Genomic DNA, 16,801 nt, shown 5'->3' with positions numbered 1-16,801 from the left:
ATGTCCTCCGATTTCGCCAGTCAGTTGACCGATCCAGGCATGATCCTTGCCGTTTTCGTGGCGATCGCCGTCTTCGCCACCTTTTACACAATCGCCGTACCCTTCCTGGAGCGCGGCGATCTCAACAAACGGATGAAAGCGGTTTCCACCGAGCGCGAGCAAATCCGCGCCCGGGAACGCGCACGGCTGAACACTGACGGCAGCAAGGCGTCATTGCGTAGCCAGAACAACCACAATGTCCGCCAGATCGTCGAACGCTTCAATCTCCGCAATGCCCTCGTTGATGCCAATACGGTCAATCGGCTGCGGGCAGCAGGGCTGCGCTCGGAAAACGCGTTGAACATGTTTCTGGTGGCGCGTTTTCTGCTACCGTTCCTCTTTTTTGCCGTCGCCGGCATTTTCGTTTTCGTCCTTGGCTACTTCGCCGCCAAACCGTTCGCAATCCGCCTTCTCGGCGTCATCGGCACTGCCTATCTCGGCTTCTACGCGCCGAACATCTATATTTCCAATCTCGTTACCAAACGGCAGAAGTCCATCAAGCGCGCTTGGCCGGATGCGCTCGACCTGATGCTGATTTGCGTGGAATCGGGCATTTCCATCGAGGCCGGTATGCGCCGGGTCTCCGAGGAGATGTCGGAGCAATCGCCGCCGCTTGCCGAAGAAATGGTGTTGACCACGGCGGAACTCTCCTTTCTGCCGGATCGCCGCGCCGCGTTCGACAATCTCGCCAGCCGGACCCAGATCGAAGTCGTCAAATCGGTGACGCAGGCCCTGATTCAGGCAGAACGATACGGCACGCCGGTCTCGCAGGCGCTGCGCGTTCTGGCGCAGGAAAGTCGCGACGAGCGCATGAACGAAGCTGAAAAGAAAGCTGCCGCCCTGCCGCCGAAACTGACCGTGCCGATGATCGTCTTCTTCCTGCCCGTTCTCATGGCCGTTATCCTTGGCCCGGCGGCTATCCAGGTGATGGATAAATTCTGAGATGGAAAACTTGCCCCCCGCGCTGGGCCTGATTACGTTGCAATCAGGCGTCAGCGGCGATGTGAGATGGATGGCGTCAGCGCTTGTAAACTCGCCCGGACGCCAATCGTATCGGGAGGATTTCTATGTCGTCCGTAGCCATCTTTTTTAGCGTCGTCGCCGCCGTTCTCATCGGCGCGATTAGTCCTGGCCCGAGTTTCGTTCTCGTTTCCCGCATCGCCGTTTCCCGTTCGCGCAGGGCCGGCCTTGCCGCTGCTTTCGGCATGGGCGCCGGCAGCGTAACTTTCGCGACTTTGACCCTGTTCGGTTTGAATGCGCTGCTTATGCAGGTCGAATGGCTGTATCTTGCGCTCAAGGTCGCCGGTGGCCTGTACCTGATCTATATCGGCATCCGCATTTGGCGGAGCGCCGCCCATGATCTTCCTCTCGACGCCCCTGTCACACCGGCCGGCCGGAACATCGGGCGCAATTTCTGGTTTGCGCTGGGAACGCAGCTCAGCAATCCAAAGACGGCCATTTTCTATGGTGGTATTTTTGCAGCGCTTCTACCGGCACAACCTGATCCCTGGCTGATGCTCGCGGTGCCGCTGGCGGTCTTCGCCGTCGAGGTGGGCTGGTATACAGTGGTGACGATCGCCTTTTCGTCGAACCGTCCGCGCTCGTTCTATCTCGGAGCCAAGCTTTGGATCGACAGCATCGCGGGCACCGTGATGGGCGCGCTTGGCGTTCGGCTTGTGGCAGAAGGCCTGCCACGGCATATCTGGCGCTGAACCGCCCTAGTTGACCGCTTTCTTGGCGTCGCCGGCGGCGAGTTTCTGCCAGGAATTCTGCTGCGCCAGCATGGAGCGCAGATAAGCGACATTGGCGTTCGCCTGCTGCGGTGTTAGCTCCTGGCGGGCGATCTGTTCTGCCTCGGGGAAGCGGCCCTGCAGCCCGACCACGAGAGCCAGATTCTGGCGCACGCGGCTGTCGGCGGCCGGCTGGCTGACAGCGGAGCGAAGATAGCTCTCAGCGGTCTTGAGATCGCCCGTCAGCACATAGGACATGCCGAGATTGGAAAGTATCGATGGCTCGTTTGGTTGCAGCATGAGGGCATCGCGGTATTTCGCGCGCGCCTCGGCCGAGCGACCGAGCTGGTCGAGGATCGCGCCCTCCGCCGAAACCAGCCGCCAGTCCGGGCGGTCCGGCGTCTGTGCGCGACCGATGGTCGCGAGCGCCTCGTTGAGCTGTCCGGCCGCCGCCTGGGCCTTGCCATAGGCAGCCAGCACACCATTGTCGCTGGGGTGAGCTATCGCGACTTGCTGCATGACAGCGAGCGCCTGGTCGTTGCGGCCGTTCATGCGCAGCACATTGGCGTAGTTGATGCCAGTATCGCGGTCCTTTGGATTTGCGTCGTAGGCTTTGCCCAGGGCAAGGGTCGCTTGTGCGAGATCCGAGTTGTTCATCTCATCGACGGGCTTCGACATCGTCGGGATCGAGCCGGTGGTCATCTTGTCTTTTCCGGTCGTCGAGCAGCCGGCGAGCGCAAGCGCCACAAGTGCCGCCGAAGCGCCAAGGAAAAGAAAAGTCTTGAGCGAAGACGTGATTGATGAAGTGGCCATAGCGCCTATCCCGGGATGCTGAGTCCTGCGCCTGGCCTCGAATCGGAACAGGGAAAGGTTTGACGCAATGTTCGCTCCAGCAATAATCTGTTAACCCTAACAGAGAGTTAACCCGCGATTCCCTGAAATCATTGCCAAAGGACAGTTATGGCCCCCTATCAATTCATCGAGCGCGCCAGCCCCTTCAATTCGAAGGGTGGGGCGACGCTGCCGATCTTTGCCGTTACCCCCGCACATATTGAGACCGGCACCATCGATCCCATTGCGCTCGATTGGGCGCGCAAGGCTGGTTACAAGGCCGAAAGCGGCTCGCTGTTGTTGATTCCGACCGAAGAAGGTCATCTCGGCGGCGCGTTATTCGGCCTTGGCTCTAATCCTTCGGAACAGCCTTTCCTGACCGGTAAACTGGCGCGCGGCCTGCCAGCGGGCGATTGGCACATCGAGACTGCGCCGCTGACGGCAAACCGGCTTTCGCTCGGCTTCGGTCTCGGAAGCTACCGATTCGAGCGTTACAAATCGGAAAAGGCAACCCCGCCGACGCTGATGATCCCACGCGACGCCGACGCCGCCGATATCAAGCGCCAGCTCGCCGGCGTCTTCCTTGCCCGCGACCTAATCAACACGCCGACCAATGATATGGGTCCCGAACAGCTCGAAGCAGCTTTCCGGGCGCTCGCCGAGCACTACAAGGCGGAAATGTCCGTCATCATCGGCGACGACCTCCTGAAGGAGAATTTCCCGTTGGTGCATACCGTCGGGCGCGCCAGCGCCGATGCGCCGCGCCTGCTGGAACTGCGCTGGGGTAAGAAGGGCCATCGCCGAATCACGCTGGTAGGCAAGGGCGTCTGCTTCGACACCGGTGGCCTCGATATCAAGCCGGCGTCCTCGATGCTGTTGATGAAGAAGGACATGGGTGGCGCCGCCAATGTCATGGGGCTGGCGCTGATGATCATGGACGCCAAGCTCAAGGTCGACCTGCGCGTCATCATTCCCGTCGTAGAAAACTCGATCTCGTCCAACGCTTTCCGACCCGGCGACATCTACAAGAGCCGCAAGGGCCTGACCGTGCAGATCGATAATACCGATGCTGAGGGACGGCTGATCCTCGCCGATGCGCTCTCCTATGCTGACGAAGAAGCGCCCGATCTGATGGTCGATATGGCGACGCTGACGGGGGCTGCCCGCGTCGCGCTTGGCCCCGACTTGCCGCCCTTTTTCACCGACGACAACGATCTCGCCCGCGATCTGACCGAGGCGAGCCTGGAGACGGACGACCCGCTGTGGCGCATGCCGCTCCACATGGGCTACGACAAGGATATCCGCGCAAAATTCGCCGATATCACCAATGCGCCGTCCGGCGGCATGGCCGGCTCAATCACCGCCGCTTTGTTCCTGAAGCGCTTCGTGACAAAGACGCCGAGCTGGGTGCATTTCGACATTTACGGCTGGGCACAGACCGAGCGTCCCCACTCGCCGGGCGGTGGCGAAGCGCAGGCCATCCGGGCGCTGTATCACCATATCCGCCAGAGTGTGCGATAGGTCATTATTGTTACTCTCCCCGCGTTTGCGGGGAGAGGCCTTCCTCTTCTCCCCGCAAAACGAGGCGAAGGGTTTATGAATTACCCTTGAATCTGCCATGATCTTGGCCGAAACTGAAACGGCAGCGTAACGATCTCCGAGGTTGCCTTTGCCGCTTGAACTCTCCGCCTCGCAGGCTCTAGGCCTCTGGCATGGCGTGGCGCTCGAGCAGGTGCGTCGCGAGGATCATGATCTGACCCTTCGACAGATGGCGATCCTATTGCAAATCTACCTCGTGCCGCCGCCGCATACTGTGCGCGGGCTCGCCGCAACGCTCGGCGTTACCAAGCCGGTCATCACCCGAGCGCTGGACACGATGGGCGAGATGGGACTGGTCGACCGCGTGCGTGACGAGCGCGATCGTCGTAATGTCATTATCAAGCGCACTGTGACCGGCGCGCTCTATCTGGAAAAGCTCGGTGATCTCATCATCGAGCAAGGCCGCAAACTATCAGTGTAAGGAGCATATTCATGACGCTCGACCGACGCCTCAACGCTTTCCGGCCCGATCTCGCCGATGCCTCTCTCCAGGGCAAGGTCGACGCAGACCGTTTTGTCGAAGGCGCCAAGGCACAAGTCGTCGTTCCCGTCGCCGCCCTTCGTCCACAGCCGGACCTAGCGCGCGGCATCGATACCGAGCTTTTGTTTGGCGAGGACGTCGATGTCTTCGAGCGTAAGGATGGTTGGTGCTGGGTGAAAGCAGCATCGGATGGTTATGTCGGCTATCTTTCCGAAAAGGCGATCCGGAGAGAACAGGCAGCACCTACCCACATCGTGGTGACGCAGCGGACGTTTCTCTACCCCGAGCCGGAGCTCCGTAAGCCCCACGCCCATGTGCTGTCCATGGGCAGCCGCCTGCGCGTTACTGGCACGGCCGAGACGCGAGGAAACCATTATGTCGTTCTGGAGGGTGGCACGGCCATCTTCTCCAAGCATGTGCAGCCGATCGGCTACAATGACGGCGGCGATTTTGTCGACGTCGCCCTAAGATTCCTGGAAACACCTTATCTCTGGGGCGGCCGTTCCGGCCTCGGTATTGATTGCTCCGGCCTTGTGCAGCTCGCATTGTTGATGACCGGTCGCGCCGCGCCACGCGATACGGACATGCAGGCCGCCGGCCTCGGCGAACCGATAGCCCGTGACGAGCTGAGGCGTGGCGATTTCGTCTTCTGGAAGGGTCATGTGGCCATCATGGAAGACGAGAAAACCATCGTCCATGCCAACGGCCATACCATGACCGTCGCGCGCGAAGATTTCGCCGCCGCCGTAGAGCGCATCGGTTGGCTCTACCAGCAGCCGACCGGTTATCGCCGCCTTCGGGACTGAGGCACGGCCGGAACCGGCATGGGTTTTAACACGTTACTTCCTCGGTTGAATACCTTGATCGAGAGGAGAAGTATCGTGCCAACTACGGCCATGGAACAAACAATCAGGGATATTCTTGGCGACAGCCATTTCCGGCGTAGCCGAAAGATCGATCGGCTGCGCGAGCTCCAGAGCGAAGCGCGCGGCATCCAACGCGCCGGCAGTGAAAGCATGATGAGCGCCGATGACGGCCTGCAGGACGATTTGCGCGTCATCGAAAAAGCGCTGCGACAGCTTGGCGCCGATGTCGAGCAGAAGGGCGCGGCTACGCTTTAAATCGCCTTGAGCGGATGCTTCGGCCAGTTCGTGACTCCGCCGGTCCAGTCCTCGAAGGCCTTCGATAGCCGGAGGACAAGCATGTCGCCAAAACGCGGACCGACGATCTGCAGTCCGATCGGCATGCCAGAGCGGGAGTAGCCGCAATTGATCGACGAGGCCGGCTGCTCCGACATGTTCCAGGGAACGGTAAAGCCGATGTGCTCGAAGGGCAGCATCGGGTTGTTGGTAGGCGAGGCCCAATCGGCCGGATAGGAGACGATCGGGTTGGTCGGTGATATCACCGCGTCGACCTCGGCAAATAGCCTGCCGCAACTCCTGCGCATCTCGATGGTCTGGTTGAAGCCGCGCACCGCCTCGACGCCGCTGATATCGGCCGCGCCTTTCGCCCACGTGTAGATATAGGGCAGGATCATCTCGCGGCGCTCCTCGCTGAGGCCCATGATGTCGCCCCAGAAACGCGCCCGCCAGAAGACATCCAGCCCATCCAGCATTTGTCGCGTCAGCACCGGCTCGACGTCGATGACGATGGCGCCGGCCTCTTCGAAGCGTTTGGCGGCCGATATCACCGCATCGCGCACCTCGGGATCGACGGGTAGGCCACAGCCGGCGTCGAGCATCAGGCCAATCTTCAGCCCGCGCACATCGATATCGAGATCCATCCAGTCGATCTCATTTGGCGGCAGACTGGTGCCATCGCGCCAGTCGGGCCGCGACAGAGTGGCCATGGAAAAGGCGGCGTCTTCGACGGTTCGGGTCATCGGGCCGGCACAACGACCAACATAATAAGGATCGACGGGGATGCGGCCGTGGCTTGGCTTGAAGCCGAAAATGCCGGTCCAGCCGGCGGGTAGACGTACCGAACCGCCGATATCCGTGCCAATGTGCAGCGGCCCGTAGCCCGCGGCCGCCGCCGCCGAAGCGCCGGCGCTGGAGCCTCCGGGGTTCTGCGTCGGGTTCCAGGGATTGCGGCTGAGCTTGTGGAAGCTGGAGAGGCCGGAGGAGAGCATGCCGTAATCCGGGCAGGTGGTCTTGGCGAAAATCACCGCGCCATCCTCGCGCAGACGTGCGGCAATCGGCGCATCCTCGGCGGCGGGAACCAGTTCGACGGCGGCCGTGCCGAGCGGCACCGGCTGGCCCTTGGTGGCGATCAGCTCCTTGAGCGTCACGGGAATGCCGTCCAGCCGTCCGAGCGGCCCACCCTTAGTCCAGCGCTCGGTGGAGGCGGCGGCCTGCTTGCGCCCCTCTTCCTGGTCATAGGCATAGAGCGCGGCGATCGTCGGTTCCCAGGCTTCGATATGTTTCTCCAGCGCCAGCCAGTATTCGCTCGGCGAAAGGCTCTTCTCAGAAAACGCCTGGAGGAGTTGGCGAATGGAAAGATCGGTCGCTTCGGTCATGATCAATACTCTTCAGTTCTTAGGTTAGCGGTTCGCCTCGCGTGGATCGAGAAAATCACGCAGGCCGTCGCCGAGCATGTTGAAGCCGAGGACTGAGAGGGCGATCGCCAGGCCCGGCAGGATGGCGAGCCAGGGCGCCAGCCCGAGATAGGTCTGTGCATCCGCCAGCATCCGCCCCCAGGTCGGCGCAGGCGGCGGCACGCCAAGGCCGAGGAAGCTTAATCCCGCCTCTGTCAGGATCGCCAGGCCGAGTTGGATGGTCGCCTGCACGATGATCCCGCTGATGATGTTCGGCAGCACGTGCCGCTTGGTGATCGAAAGACGCGTATTGCCAAGGGCACGCGCCGCCAGCACGTAATCCCTGCTCCAGGCCTGCAGCGCGGACCCCAGCGCCACGCGGGCAAAGACGGGGACCATGAAGACGGCAATGGCGATGACGGCTGTAAAACGCCCCGTGCCGAGAAAGGCTCCGAGGATCATCGCCGAAAGGATCGGCGGCAGAGCGAAGATCACGTCGCAGGCACGCATCACCAGCGATTCGAACAGCCCACGCAGAGCGGCGGCGGTGATGCCAATCACTGTCCCGATGGTACTCCCGATCGCGACGGCCGATACCGAGATCGACAGCGAATTCCAGCAGCCGACCAATAGCATGGACAGCACGTCATGGCCGAGCTGATCGGTGCCGAGAAGGCCGAAGGTGAAGGGCGGCTGCAGCTTGTGGATGATCTGCATCTTCGCCGGCGGCACCGGCGTCCAGAAGAGCGATAGAACCGCCACGCCGATGAGTGCGAGGATGATGGTCGCGCCGACGATCAGTTTGGCGCGGCGCAACGCGCGGGAACGGCGGGAGAGGGCGGGGGCGACTGTTTCGACCGTGATCATCGCGTGTCTCCGCTGCGGAGCCTGGGGTCGATGACCAGATAGGAGAGATCGACGAGGAAATTCATGATGATGACGAGGCCGGCAAAAAACAGCACGACGTCCTGCATGACGATAATGTCGCGCTGGCTGAGCGCTTGATAGGCGAGCCGCCCGAGACCCGGAAGGTTGAAGACGTTCTCGATCAGCACGGCACCGGCCACGAGGAAGCTGGACTGCAGCCCGAGAATGGTCAGCACCGGCACCAGCGCGTTCGGTAAGACATGACCCCAGAGCACGGCATCGTCGGACAGACCCTTGGCGAGCGCCGTACGGGCGAAATCCTCGTTCAGCGTTTCGAGCACGGCCGAACGGGTAACCCTGGTTAGTACGCCGGCCTGCGGCAGAGCCAATGCCACTGCCGGCAGGATCAGCGCTCTGAACGCCGGCCCGACGCCCTCGCCCCAGCCGGGAAATCCGCCTGCGGGCATCCAGCCGAGCGAGGTGGAAAAAAGCAAAATCAACAGCAGCGCCACCCAAAAGCCGGGCACGGCGATGCTCATCTGCGAAAACAGCGTGGCGATGATGTCGAAGATACCGCCCCGTCGGGCAGCGGCCGCCACGCCAAGTGGCACGGCAATGAGGATAGAAAGAATGATGGCGAGGAGCGCGAGCGGCAACGTCACGGCCAGCCGCTCGACTATGAGGCCGGCGACCGGTACGCCATAGGTGTAGGACTTGCCGAGATCGCCGGACAGCGCGCCGGCAAGCCATTGGCTGTAGCGGATGACCAACGGTTGATCCAGGCCCATGTCGTGCCGCAGCGCTGCCAGGGTCTCCGGTGACGCCGAGGTGCCAAGCGTGATGGCGGCGGGATCGCCCGGCAGCAGGGCCATCAACGCAAAGACCAGCAGCGAAACGGCGACCAGGGTCAGGATAAGACCCACGATCCGACGGGTGAGGAGTACGATCATTACCTGTCCATGGCCGGATCATCTCCGGCATCGAAGCATTTGACAGCGTGCGAGACGATTCGCCCGGCTGTGCGCGTGGAAGTGAAAAAAATCAGTCCTCCCAGAAGACGTTGGTCAATACATTCGATGGGATCGGCTCGTTCTCCCAGAGCCCTTTCAGCTTCTTGTCCCAGATCCCGAGTTTCGGCATGACGAAGAGGAAGAGCGAGGGGGCATCCTCGGCCAGGATCGCCTGCGCCTCGCCATAGAGCTTGTTCTGTGTGGCCGGGTCGGCGGTTAGCTGGATCTTCTTTATCAGCTCGTTGAAAACCGGGTTCTTATAATTGAAATAGTATGGGTCGCGTGAATAGATGTCGATGTCCAGCGGCTCGGCATGGGCGACGATGGTCATGTCGTAGTCGCGGCCGGAGAAGACGTCCTGCACCCATTTCGCCGGAAATTCCGTCGGTTCGATGTTCATGGTAACGCCGATATCGGCGAACATCGCCTGCATCACCTGGGCGCTTCTCGGAGCATAGGCCATTTGCGGTGTTTTGATAGTGAAGGTGAAGCCGTTGGGATAGCCGGCTTCAGCAAGCAGGGCCTTGGCCTTGGTCGGGTCGTAGGGCAGCGTGCCCGTCAGATCCTGGTATCCCGGATCATTCGGCGTATAGTGGCTGCCGATCGCCGTGCCGAAGCCGGACCAGGCGCCGTCGATGATCGTCTTGCGGTCGAGCGCCATCATCAAAGCCTGTCGCACCCGCTTATCGTCGAACGGCTTGCGCGCATTGTTCATGCCTGCAACCACCTTGAGCTCGGTATTACCGACCTTGGTCATCAGTCGCGCGTCGCCGTCGAAAGTATTCATGAGCTCGGGTGCCGCGAATTCCGGAAATGCGTCGAGGTCGCCGGCCTTCAGGGCTGCCGTTTGCGCCTGCGGATCGGAGATGAAGTGGAAGGTCACCTTGTCGAGTTTTACGTCGACGGATTTGTTCCAGTAATCCGGGTTCTTCACGAGCTCCACATGGTCCCCCTTGGCCCAGGTCGAAAATTTGAATGGACCGGTGCCTACAGGCGTGGTCTTGTCGTCGGCGGCAGATTTCGGGCCGATCATGACCGAAGACGGCCAGCCGAGCCAATAAAGCAGGCTGCCGGTTGGCGAAGAGAGATGCAGCACAAGTGTTTCGGGATCCGGCGCGTCGATCGAGGCGATGGTTGCAAAGAACCGCTTCTGCGGATTGACGGATTTGCCGTCACGGGCACGGTCGAGCGCGAATTTCGCCGCCGCTGAATCGAAGGCCTCGCCGTCATGGAATTTGACGCCGGTCTGCAGCTTGAATGTGTAGGTGAGGCCGTCGGAGGAAATATCCCAGCTTTTGGCGAGCTGCGGCACGATCTTGCCGCTCTCGTCGATGGCGACCAGTCCTTCGTAAATGTTCTGCCAGGTCACCTGACCTATGGCGACGGGCGCGGCGATCGTCGGATCAAGGCCAGCCGGCTCGACGCTCATGCCGATATTCAGCGTCGTCTTGGCCGCTTCGGCGGGCGTCAGGCCTAGCATCAGCAACCCGGCCGATATCGCGGCGCCATAGGCTAGACGGCGAGCAAAATCGCCCAGGCTTGGACTTAAAAACTTGGTCATTTCAGTTCCCACATTGCAGCTCGCGACGCCGGTTTCCCGCCTGCATAATTTTTCAAAATAGTGTCATCTCGCAAGCGCACACGCAATTCCGAAAATGTGTGACCCGTATAGCTGATACGGCTGGACTGAATTGGCTCCGTTGGAGTTCCTCGCGGACGCTACACTCGACCGCATGCGTGCTGAAAAGATATCCGAGATTTTCGATCTGCCGGCTGATCGCCATCAGCGCGACTTTCAGGTTTTTCACCAACTGGGGTATGGCGTCGGCTCGCATCAGCTCCAGTCCGGAAAGCGGTCCCGCCAGGCCGGCTGCGCGCCTTCGATGGGCAGCACCGTCGCTTCGTAGACGCCGCGGGCAATCGCGCGCGCCATGACGATGGTCGCGAGATGGCACAGTTCCATGAAGCTTTGCAGGTCGTCCCTTTTGTGTTTGCCGGTCGAAGCGGCAAAAACCGTGTCGCCGTCAAGCGGCAGATGCGTCGGCAAGAGCGCGCGGGCAAGGCCGTCATGACCGCAGATCGACAACCGATGCGCTTCCGCCTTGGTCAACGCAGCGTCGGTGACGATGGCGCCGATCGTTGTTGCCGTGACATTCGCGCCCTTCAGCCTCAGGCGCGAGTCTATGGTCGTGGGCATGCCGAGACCGCCGAATTCCCTGCCGATCTCGAAGGCAGCGGCCCAGAAATGCGGGCCTTCGCCGATGGTGGCCGAGCCCAGCGCATTGACGGCGACAATAGCCGCGATCCTGTGTCCCTGGCTGCTGACGGCACTGGCCGAGCCGAGGCCGCCTTTGACCGTTGCCGTCGTCGCTCCGGTGCCGGCGCCGACCGTGCCGAGCAGGAAGACGCCCTTGCCTGCGGCCCTGAAGGCGGCGTAACCCATGTCGCGATAGGGCGAATGCAAGCCCCAATCCTTGTTCCCGCCATTGATGAGATCGAAGAGGATCGCCTGCGGCACCAATGGTACGCGCGCGCTGCCCACCTGCAGGCCGCGCCCGATGTCGCGCAAACCCGCCTGCACCCCGCCTGCCGCATCGAGACCGAAGGCCGAACCGCCCGACAGTACCAGGCCGTCGACCACACCAAACGTCATGGCCGGATCGAGCAGTGCCGTGTCCCGTCCGCCCGGCGCACCGCCGAGTACCGAGCAGGAGGTGACTGCCGGCTCGTCGAAGATGATGGCCGTGACGCCGGAAGCAAGCGCAAGGTCCGTGCAATGACCGACGGCGACGCCTTCGATATCGGTCAGGAGATTGAGGAGATCAGCCAATGAAAAATCCTTCGCTTTTCGAAGCGCGAGGCGGTCATGGCGATAGGATCGCAAAGAGGGGGAAAAGACAAGATGTTTGCGGCGATGGCCGCCGAGGCCGACCCTCGTGGTTCGAGGCTCTGGCCTTCAGCTCCGCACCTCACAAAGAGGGCGGAGAGAACGCCGCGCTCGGTACAAAATGTCGGCCCTCACCCCTGGGGTGGCCCGCGGGGCCCTCGAAGGGCGAGGGCGGGTGACGCAAAGGAAATGGCTAAACCGATCCATCAAACGTGGATCGGTTTAGCTTGTTGGCGATTGAGAAGATCGCGGATGGCGAGCTTGACCTCGTCCGTGTTTCTAAAGCGGTGTTCGTCCAGATCGTGGACGTGGTATTTTACCGCGATGAACTTCAACCGATCTTCATCCGGAACAACGATGCCGACGGGAACGCCAGCATATTCGATGACTTGCTTCTTCATAAATACTCCCTCCGCACCCTAGTGGCGCAGACATGGCGAATTGACTGTTTGAATCCGATAAGGGGACGAACGTCACATTCGACAGCGCGGGCGGGAGAATGCGCCCGGGCGGTCATGGCCAAGCACGGACCGCCCAAGGATCGAAGCGATGACTTTAATATTCAGCATGTCACTTCCTTAGTTGGCGTTGTACTTGTATGGGCTCCAATGATAGGGCCCGCGATCCACTGCTATTGTCTACAATCTTGGTAGATAATAGCCATTCCATCCTCAGAAACATATTCCGAAAGATGTCAAAATATCGACGATCGAGAAAATAAAATTCCGAATCCAGCGCATTGCGAGAAAGGTTGTGTCAACTTACGCGCAAGCTCCGAGGCTGGAACGGCATTGCCGATCACCGAAACAGAGATAGGAACTGGCATTGGATTCGGCAATGCCTGACGAGCATTAAAATCAGCTCGTCACGAAATCACCTCGGTGATGAACGGTCAGGAAAATGCGCCTAGAAGCCGTCTTCCAGGGCCCTTTCCAGGGCTTTGACGAAGAAATCCGCGCTGTCCGCCGAAAGACAAAGCGGCGGTTTTATCTTCAACACATTAAGGTGATCGCCGGTCGGCTGCATGATGACTCCGAGCTCGAGCAGCCGTTCGCATATGGCCGACGTCGCTTCCGTGGCCGGCGTCAGCGTCTCGTGGTCGCGGACGAATTCGACGCCGAGATAGAGGCCCATACCATGCACGGCGCCGATCAGCGGAAAGCGCTCCATCAGCCCGATCAGTCCTACCTTCAGATGATCGCCGATCATTCGCGCATTCTCCTGCAGGCCCTCGTCCTTAATGATGTCGAGCACGGTAAGCCCGACGACGGAGCCCACCGGACTGCCGCCGGACGATGAGAAGAAATATCCCTCCTTCTCAAGTGATTCGGCGATCTCCCGCCTGGTGATGACCGCGCCGAGCGGGTGGCCGTTGCCCATGCCTTTGGCGATGGTGATGATATCGGGCACGACGTCCTGCTGCTCGAAACCCCAGAAGTGATGACCAAGCCGACCGTAACCCACCTGCACCTCGTCGGCGATGCAGAGGCCGCCGCGTTTGCGGATGGCGGCGTAGACCTCGGCGAGATAGCCGCGTGGCAAGGCGATGCCGCCGGCGTTGCCATAGGCCGGTTCTGCAATGATACCGGCAAGGCCTTCGGCCCTCTCGTCGATGGTCTCCAACAGGGTCGTAACACCGGCCAGGTAATCCGCCGCCGAATCCGGTCCGCGGAAGGGACCGCGATAGGTATTGGGCGCGACGAGCGGATGCACCCAGTCGGGCCGCGTTGTCAAGGCCCGCGGATTGTCGGCAATGGAGGTGGAGACGGCATCGCTTCCCAACGTCCAGCCGTGATAGGCCTCCAGTAGGCACAGCATGTTTTTTTTGCCGGTGTGCGCCCAGGCAAGTCGGATGGCGAGATCGTTGGCTTCCGAACCGCTGTTGACAAGGAAGACGCTCTCGAGACCTTCCGGCGCAAGCGCCGCCAGCCTCTCGGAAAATTCGGCAACGGCGACATAGTGGAAGCGGGAATTGGTGTTGAGGCGCGACCATTGCTGCTCGATGGCCGCCGTCAGGCGCGGATGCGCATGACCGATCATGGTCACGTTGTTGACCATGTCGAGATAGGCGCGGCCCTTTACATCGAACAGGAACTCGTGCCAACCGCGCTCGATCTGCGGCGGCACCTCGTAATAGTGTTTTTGCGGCTTGGCGAAATGCGCCTCGCGCCGGGCCAAAAGTGCGGCACTGTCCAGCCGCGGCGCTTCGCAAGCTTCGCTGAGGAGGGTTGCCGGCGAAGGGCAGATGGCTGACCAGCCACTGGCGTGGTGTGGCGCGGCAAAGAGCGGTGGTACCAGCCCCTGGACGCGGCAGAGCTGCACTCGCAACCCCCCGATAGCCGAACCCTCGCTGCCGATCGTGCCGATGTCAGCGCCTTGCTCGGTTGCGGCGCCTTCTTCCAACGTGCACTCGATGCCGTCGAGATGCAGGCTGATCGCTTCGCCAACGAGAACCAGATGCTGGCCGTGCCATTGGATGCGCCCGGCAAAGGGGGCGGCAACCGCCGTGCCAGCCGGCAGGCAGACATCGCTATGGAGCGCGAAATTCTGCGGCGGCGCCATGCTGAGGAGATCGGCATGCGACAGACGAAACTCTCCGTAGCGAGTCGCGGCCGTGCCGGAGGCGATTGCCGCCTTGGCGAGCAACCGCCAGTCCATATCCGGTTTCTGCCAATTGCCATCGGCAAAGTGCGGGCTGGTCACCGAAAGATCGACGGCAGCAATACGGTCCGATGCAATGTCGGGCAGCAACGCCGACCAGGTATCGGTGGCAATCGGCGCAACGTCGATGCCCACGGCCCGGAGGATCGCCGCCTCCATCACTTCTGGCTGCGCGCCGGTGGCGACGTCGAAAATCTTGCGCTCGAATTCGAGATTGCCGCGCACATAGTCGTTGTCGGGATCGATGGCGAGCTGCTGCTCGCTGCTCGCGGCAAGAATCACGGCGCGGGCGACGATCAGTGGCCAGAGCGCCCTCAACTCTGCTTCCTCAAGCGGGTAGATCGCGTGATAGGTCTTGATGGCAGGAATGATGTAGAAGGGATCGCCTTCGGCGTGGTGGAGCAACGAGGCACAGGTGACGGCGAGGTCGCCCACTAGCCAGCCCTGGATGATGTCCCCGAAATCGATCACCCCATCAGGAATCGGCTGCCCGTGCACATCGGGGTGACTGACAACATTATCGTCCGTAACGTCGTGATGGACAGGCTGCACGCGAAGCCCGCTCGCAAGCGGCTGGATGCGCTTGACGGCCGCAACCATCGCCTTGGCGATGCGGTCGCGAGCCTCATGGTCGGTGATTGCCGACAGGAGCTGCACGGCGACAGGCCCCGCGCGGCGCAGGTCCCATTGCAGACTGCGGTGCAGTCCGGGATGGTCGAAATCCGCAAGATCGCGAGCGAGCCGGGCTGAGAGGGCGCCGAGTGCCGACACCGAGGCTATGGGCAGGTGCTTGCGCCGCGTCAGCGACCGACCGGGAAGATAGCTGAGCAGCCGGACAAGATAATCCTGCTCACGTATGGTGACGACGAGGATTTCTCGGCCGTTGAGAGAGGGCACGATATTCGGGACGCGCGGCGCATCCGGTTTTGCATGCAGATGGCGGATGGCGGCGTTTTGCGCCTCCAACTCGACCGTATCATATTCCGTCCGGCAGATCTTCAGAACGTAGCTGTTATCGCCTGCGTCGATGCGGTAGTTGCGGTCCTGCTGGCTGCCCAGTTCGGTGAGCGTTCCGACCAGGCCGTAATGCGTCTGCAAGATCTCCGCGGCCGCTTCCGGCGTCGTATCCGGTCTCGGCAGTTGCATGCGATTGACGAGCGCAGCGTCGGTCATGGCACCCCCGGATGGTTTATCTGCGTCGACACTAAACCATTCCGTCCAAAAGAAAATCACCGAAAATGAATGATTGGAAGGAAGATAGGCTCCCAATCGCGCCTGCCTAGTGCGCCCGCGCGTTCATTGAGCACAAAGGTCGGCCCAGCATTCCAATCTGGCGCGGACCTCACTCAACCTCGATCGAATAGCTGCAACCCGCCAGTGTTTTTCCGGGATGGTAGATATCGGTCGAGACGTCGAGGGCGATGCGTGTGTGCAGCACCGTGTCGGAATTCTCCAATTGCTCCTTTTTGGAGAATATTTCCTTCTCGGCCAGGAATTTGTCGAACCTGTCGACCGCGGCGGTGACATCCAGCTGCTTGGCGATCGGGTGCGGATCGGCCTCGTCGAATAGAGCCAGCGGACCGGAGGAGGCAAAGGCGATCCTGTCTGTCTGTCGGCCAAAAACGGTGATCGGCTTCGCCAGCTTGAATTCCCGCAGCAGAAGGTTGTTCGACGGCTGTTCGGTAATGCCGAACAGCTTCATCGCCTCATCACTTTCCGGTCCCGTCAACCACATGGAAAAGCTGTTATAGCTTGGCACGTCGTATGTGGTGCATTCGATCAGCTTCGCGAGATTGATCTTCGAAGGGTCTTCCTCCGATATCGCTGCGGTCGAGACCCGCGCGGCCACGAGAATAGCCAGGGCCGAGAGCGGCAGAACTCTATACAAATGTGCTGGCATCTCCGTCCTCCGGAACCCGCAAGCGATTCGATATCGGCCGCATTAAATCGCATTTCGGCCGGAAAAGGAAAGGGGGCGTCCAGATCGAATCCCGGGTTACTCGGCGCTTCGGTGTCTCTCAGGCGCTCGGTGCTCCATGGGCTGCGCCGACCGCATCTCACCCCATCCTCTCCGAGGCATAGCTTCCGGGGCTTGCCGGGAAGACGATGGTGCGGTTGCCGTTGAGGAAGGTGCGGTAGTGGATATGGGCATGGATGGCC

At 61.1% G+C, this 16,801-nt stretch carries 15 protein-coding genes and 1 pseudogene; 6 read left to right on the top strand and 10 right to left on the bottom strand.

Annotation, left to right across the window (positions count from 1 at the left end):
• Together PY650_RS13550 and PY650_RS13545 are read left to right on the top strand one after the other, a co-directional pair.
• The gene (locus tag PY650_RS13550; RefSeq protein ID WP_285879797.1) at nucleotides 1-981 is read left to right on the top strand and encodes a type II secretion system F family protein; all 981 of its coding nucleotides are present in this window, start codon (nucleotides 1-3) and stop codon (nucleotides 979-981) included.
• A 125-nt stretch (nucleotides 982-1,106) separates the two neighbouring features.
• Nucleotides 1,107-1,751: a LysE family translocator gene (locus PY650_RS13545; RefSeq protein WP_285879796.1), complete on the top strand. Its 645-nt coding sequence runs from the start codon at nucleotides 1,107-1,109 to the stop codon at nucleotides 1,749-1,751.
• Between the two features lie 6 nt (nucleotides 1,752-1,757).
• Here the strand turns inward: PY650_RS13545 and PY650_RS13540 are convergent, their stop codons facing one another.
• Nucleotides 1,758-2,582, bottom strand: coding sequence for a tetratricopeptide repeat protein (locus PY650_RS13540; RefSeq protein WP_285879795.1), 825 nt, complete (start codon nucleotides 2,580-2,582; stop codon nucleotides 1,758-1,760).
• A gap of 147 nt (nucleotides 2,583-2,729) precedes the next feature.
• On the opposite strand from PY650_RS13540, the gene PY650_RS13535 reads away from it, so the two are divergent.
• The 4 genes from PY650_RS13535 to PY650_RS13520 all read left to right on the top strand — a co-directional run bounded on the left by PY650_RS13535 (nucleotide 2,730) and on the right by PY650_RS13520 (nucleotide 5,801).
• Complete coding sequence (locus tag PY650_RS13535; protein ID WP_285879794.1) at nucleotides 2,730-4,121, top strand: leucyl aminopeptidase family protein; 1,392 nt, start codon at nucleotides 2,730-2,732, stop codon at nucleotides 4,119-4,121.
• Between the two features lie 148 nt (nucleotides 4,122-4,269).
• Nucleotides 4,270-4,620: a MarR family transcriptional regulator gene (locus PY650_RS13530; RefSeq protein ID WP_120702766.1), complete on the top strand. Its 351-nt coding sequence runs from the start codon at nucleotides 4,270-4,272 to the stop codon at nucleotides 4,618-4,620.
• A gap of 11 nt (nucleotides 4,621-4,631) precedes the next feature.
• Nucleotides 4,632-5,486, top strand: a complete 855-nt coding sequence (locus tag PY650_RS13525; RefSeq protein WP_285879793.1) for a C40 family peptidase — start codon at nucleotides 4,632-4,634, stop codon at nucleotides 5,484-5,486.
• Nucleotides 5,487-5,561: 75 nt separating this feature from the next.
• On the top strand, nucleotides 5,562-5,801 hold the full coding sequence (locus tag PY650_RS13520; RefSeq protein WP_285879792.1) for a hypothetical protein: 240 nt from the start codon (nucleotides 5,562-5,564) through the stop codon (nucleotides 5,799-5,801).
• Here the strand turns inward: PY650_RS13520 and PY650_RS13515 are convergent.
• From PY650_RS13515 to purU, 9 genes and pseudogenes are all read right to left on the bottom strand, one after another.
• A complete protein-coding gene (locus PY650_RS13515) occupies nucleotides 5,798-7,198 on the bottom strand; it encodes an amidase (protein ID WP_285879791.1) in 1,401 nt (466 codons plus the stop codon). The genes PY650_RS13520 and PY650_RS13515 overlap by 4 nt on opposite strands.
• A 24-nt stretch (nucleotides 7,199-7,222) precedes the next feature.
• Nucleotides 7,223-8,083 carry an ABC transporter permease gene (locus PY650_RS13510; protein ID WP_285879790.1) on the bottom strand — a complete coding sequence of 287 codons (861 nt, stop codon included), beginning with the start codon at nucleotides 8,081-8,083 and terminating at the stop codon, nucleotides 7,223-7,225.
• Nucleotides 8,080-9,033, bottom strand: coding sequence for an ABC transporter permease (locus tag PY650_RS13505; RefSeq protein ID WP_285879789.1), 954 nt, complete (start codon nucleotides 9,031-9,033; stop codon nucleotides 8,080-8,082). Before PY650_RS13505 ends, PY650_RS13510 begins: the two co-directional genes overlap by 4 nt.
• 91 nt (nucleotides 9,034-9,124) lie before the next feature.
• Entirely contained in the window at nucleotides 9,125-10,654 is a 1,530-nt protein-coding gene (locus tag PY650_RS13500; protein WP_285879788.1) for an ABC transporter substrate-binding protein, read from the bottom strand.
• Between the two features lie 273 nt (nucleotides 10,655-10,927).
• Nucleotides 10,928-11,923: a P1 family peptidase gene (locus PY650_RS13495; protein ID WP_285879787.1), complete on the bottom strand. Its 996-nt coding sequence runs from the start codon at nucleotides 11,921-11,923 to the stop codon at nucleotides 10,928-10,930.
• Nucleotides 11,924-12,186: 263 nt separating this feature from the next.
• Nucleotides 12,187-12,381, bottom strand: coding sequence for a hypothetical protein (locus PY650_RS13490; protein ID WP_285879786.1), 195 nt, complete (start codon nucleotides 12,379-12,381; stop codon nucleotides 12,187-12,189).
• A 505-nt stretch (nucleotides 12,382-12,886) separates the two neighbouring features.
• Complete coding sequence (locus tag PY650_RS13485) at nucleotides 12,887-15,814, bottom strand: aminotransferase (RefSeq protein WP_285879785.1); 2,928 nt, start codon at nucleotides 15,812-15,814, stop codon at nucleotides 12,887-12,889.
• Between the two features lie 169 nt (nucleotides 15,815-15,983).
• A complete protein-coding gene (locus PY650_RS13480) occupies nucleotides 15,984-16,541 on the bottom strand; it encodes a hypothetical protein (RefSeq protein WP_285879783.1) in 558 nt (185 codons plus the stop codon).
• A gap of 157 nt (nucleotides 16,542-16,698) precedes the next feature.
• Nucleotides 16,699-16,801, bottom strand: a pseudogene (gene purU, locus PY650_RS13475) (formyltetrahydrofolate deformylase); the annotation flags it as partial.

Origin of the sequence: Martinezella calliandrae (assembly GCF_030272695.1) — a bacterium.
GTDB classification, from domain to species: Bacteria; Pseudomonadota; Alphaproteobacteria; order Rhizobiales; family Rhizobiaceae; genus Rhizobium; species Rhizobium calliandrae.
This window is presented reverse-complemented; position numbering and strand designations above follow the sequence as displayed.

Bases quoted from the DNA above. Each gene is read 5' to 3' on its own strand.
- PY650_RS13500 (WP_285879788.1), bottom strand. From the start codon at position 10,654: ATGACCAAGTTTTTAAGTCCAAGCCTGGGCGATTTTGCTCGCCGTCTA.
- PY650_RS13550 (WP_285879797.1), top strand. From the start codon at position 1: ATGTCCTCCGATTTCGCCAGTCAGTTGACCGATCCAGGCATGATCCTT.
- PY650_RS13510 (WP_285879790.1), bottom strand. From the start codon at position 8,083: ATGATCACGGTCGAAACAGTCGCCCCCGCCCTCTCCCGCCGTTCCCGC.
- PY650_RS13490 (WP_285879786.1), bottom strand. From the start codon at position 12,381: ATGAAGAAGCAAGTCATCGAATATGCTGGCGTTCCCGTCGGCATCGTT.
- PY650_RS13535 (WP_285879794.1), top strand. From the start codon at position 2,730: ATGGCCCCCTATCAATTCATCGAGCGCGCCAGCCCCTTCAATTCGAAG.
- PY650_RS13515 (WP_285879791.1), bottom strand. From the start codon at position 7,198: ATGACCGAAGCGACCGATCTTTCCATTCGCCAACTCCTCCAGGCGTTT.
- PY650_RS13540 (WP_285879795.1), bottom strand. From the start codon at position 2,582: ATGGCCACTTCATCAATCACGTCTTCGCTCAAGACTTTTCTTTTCCTT.
- PY650_RS13505 (WP_285879789.1), bottom strand. From the start codon at position 9,033: ATGATCGTACTCCTCACCCGTCGGATCGTGGGTCTTATCCTGACCCTG.
- PY650_RS13545 (WP_285879796.1), top strand. From the start codon at position 1,107: ATGTCGTCCGTAGCCATCTTTTTTAGCGTCGTCGCCGCCGTTCTCATC.
- PY650_RS13525 (WP_285879793.1), top strand. From the start codon at position 4,632: ATGACGCTCGACCGACGCCTCAACGCTTTCCGGCCCGATCTCGCCGAT.
- PY650_RS13480 (WP_285879783.1), bottom strand. From the start codon at position 16,541: ATGCCAGCACATTTGTATAGAGTTCTGCCGCTCTCGGCCCTGGCTATT.
- PY650_RS13485 (WP_285879785.1), bottom strand. From the start codon at position 15,814: ATGACCGACGCTGCGCTCGTCAATCGCATGCAACTGCCGAGACCGGAT.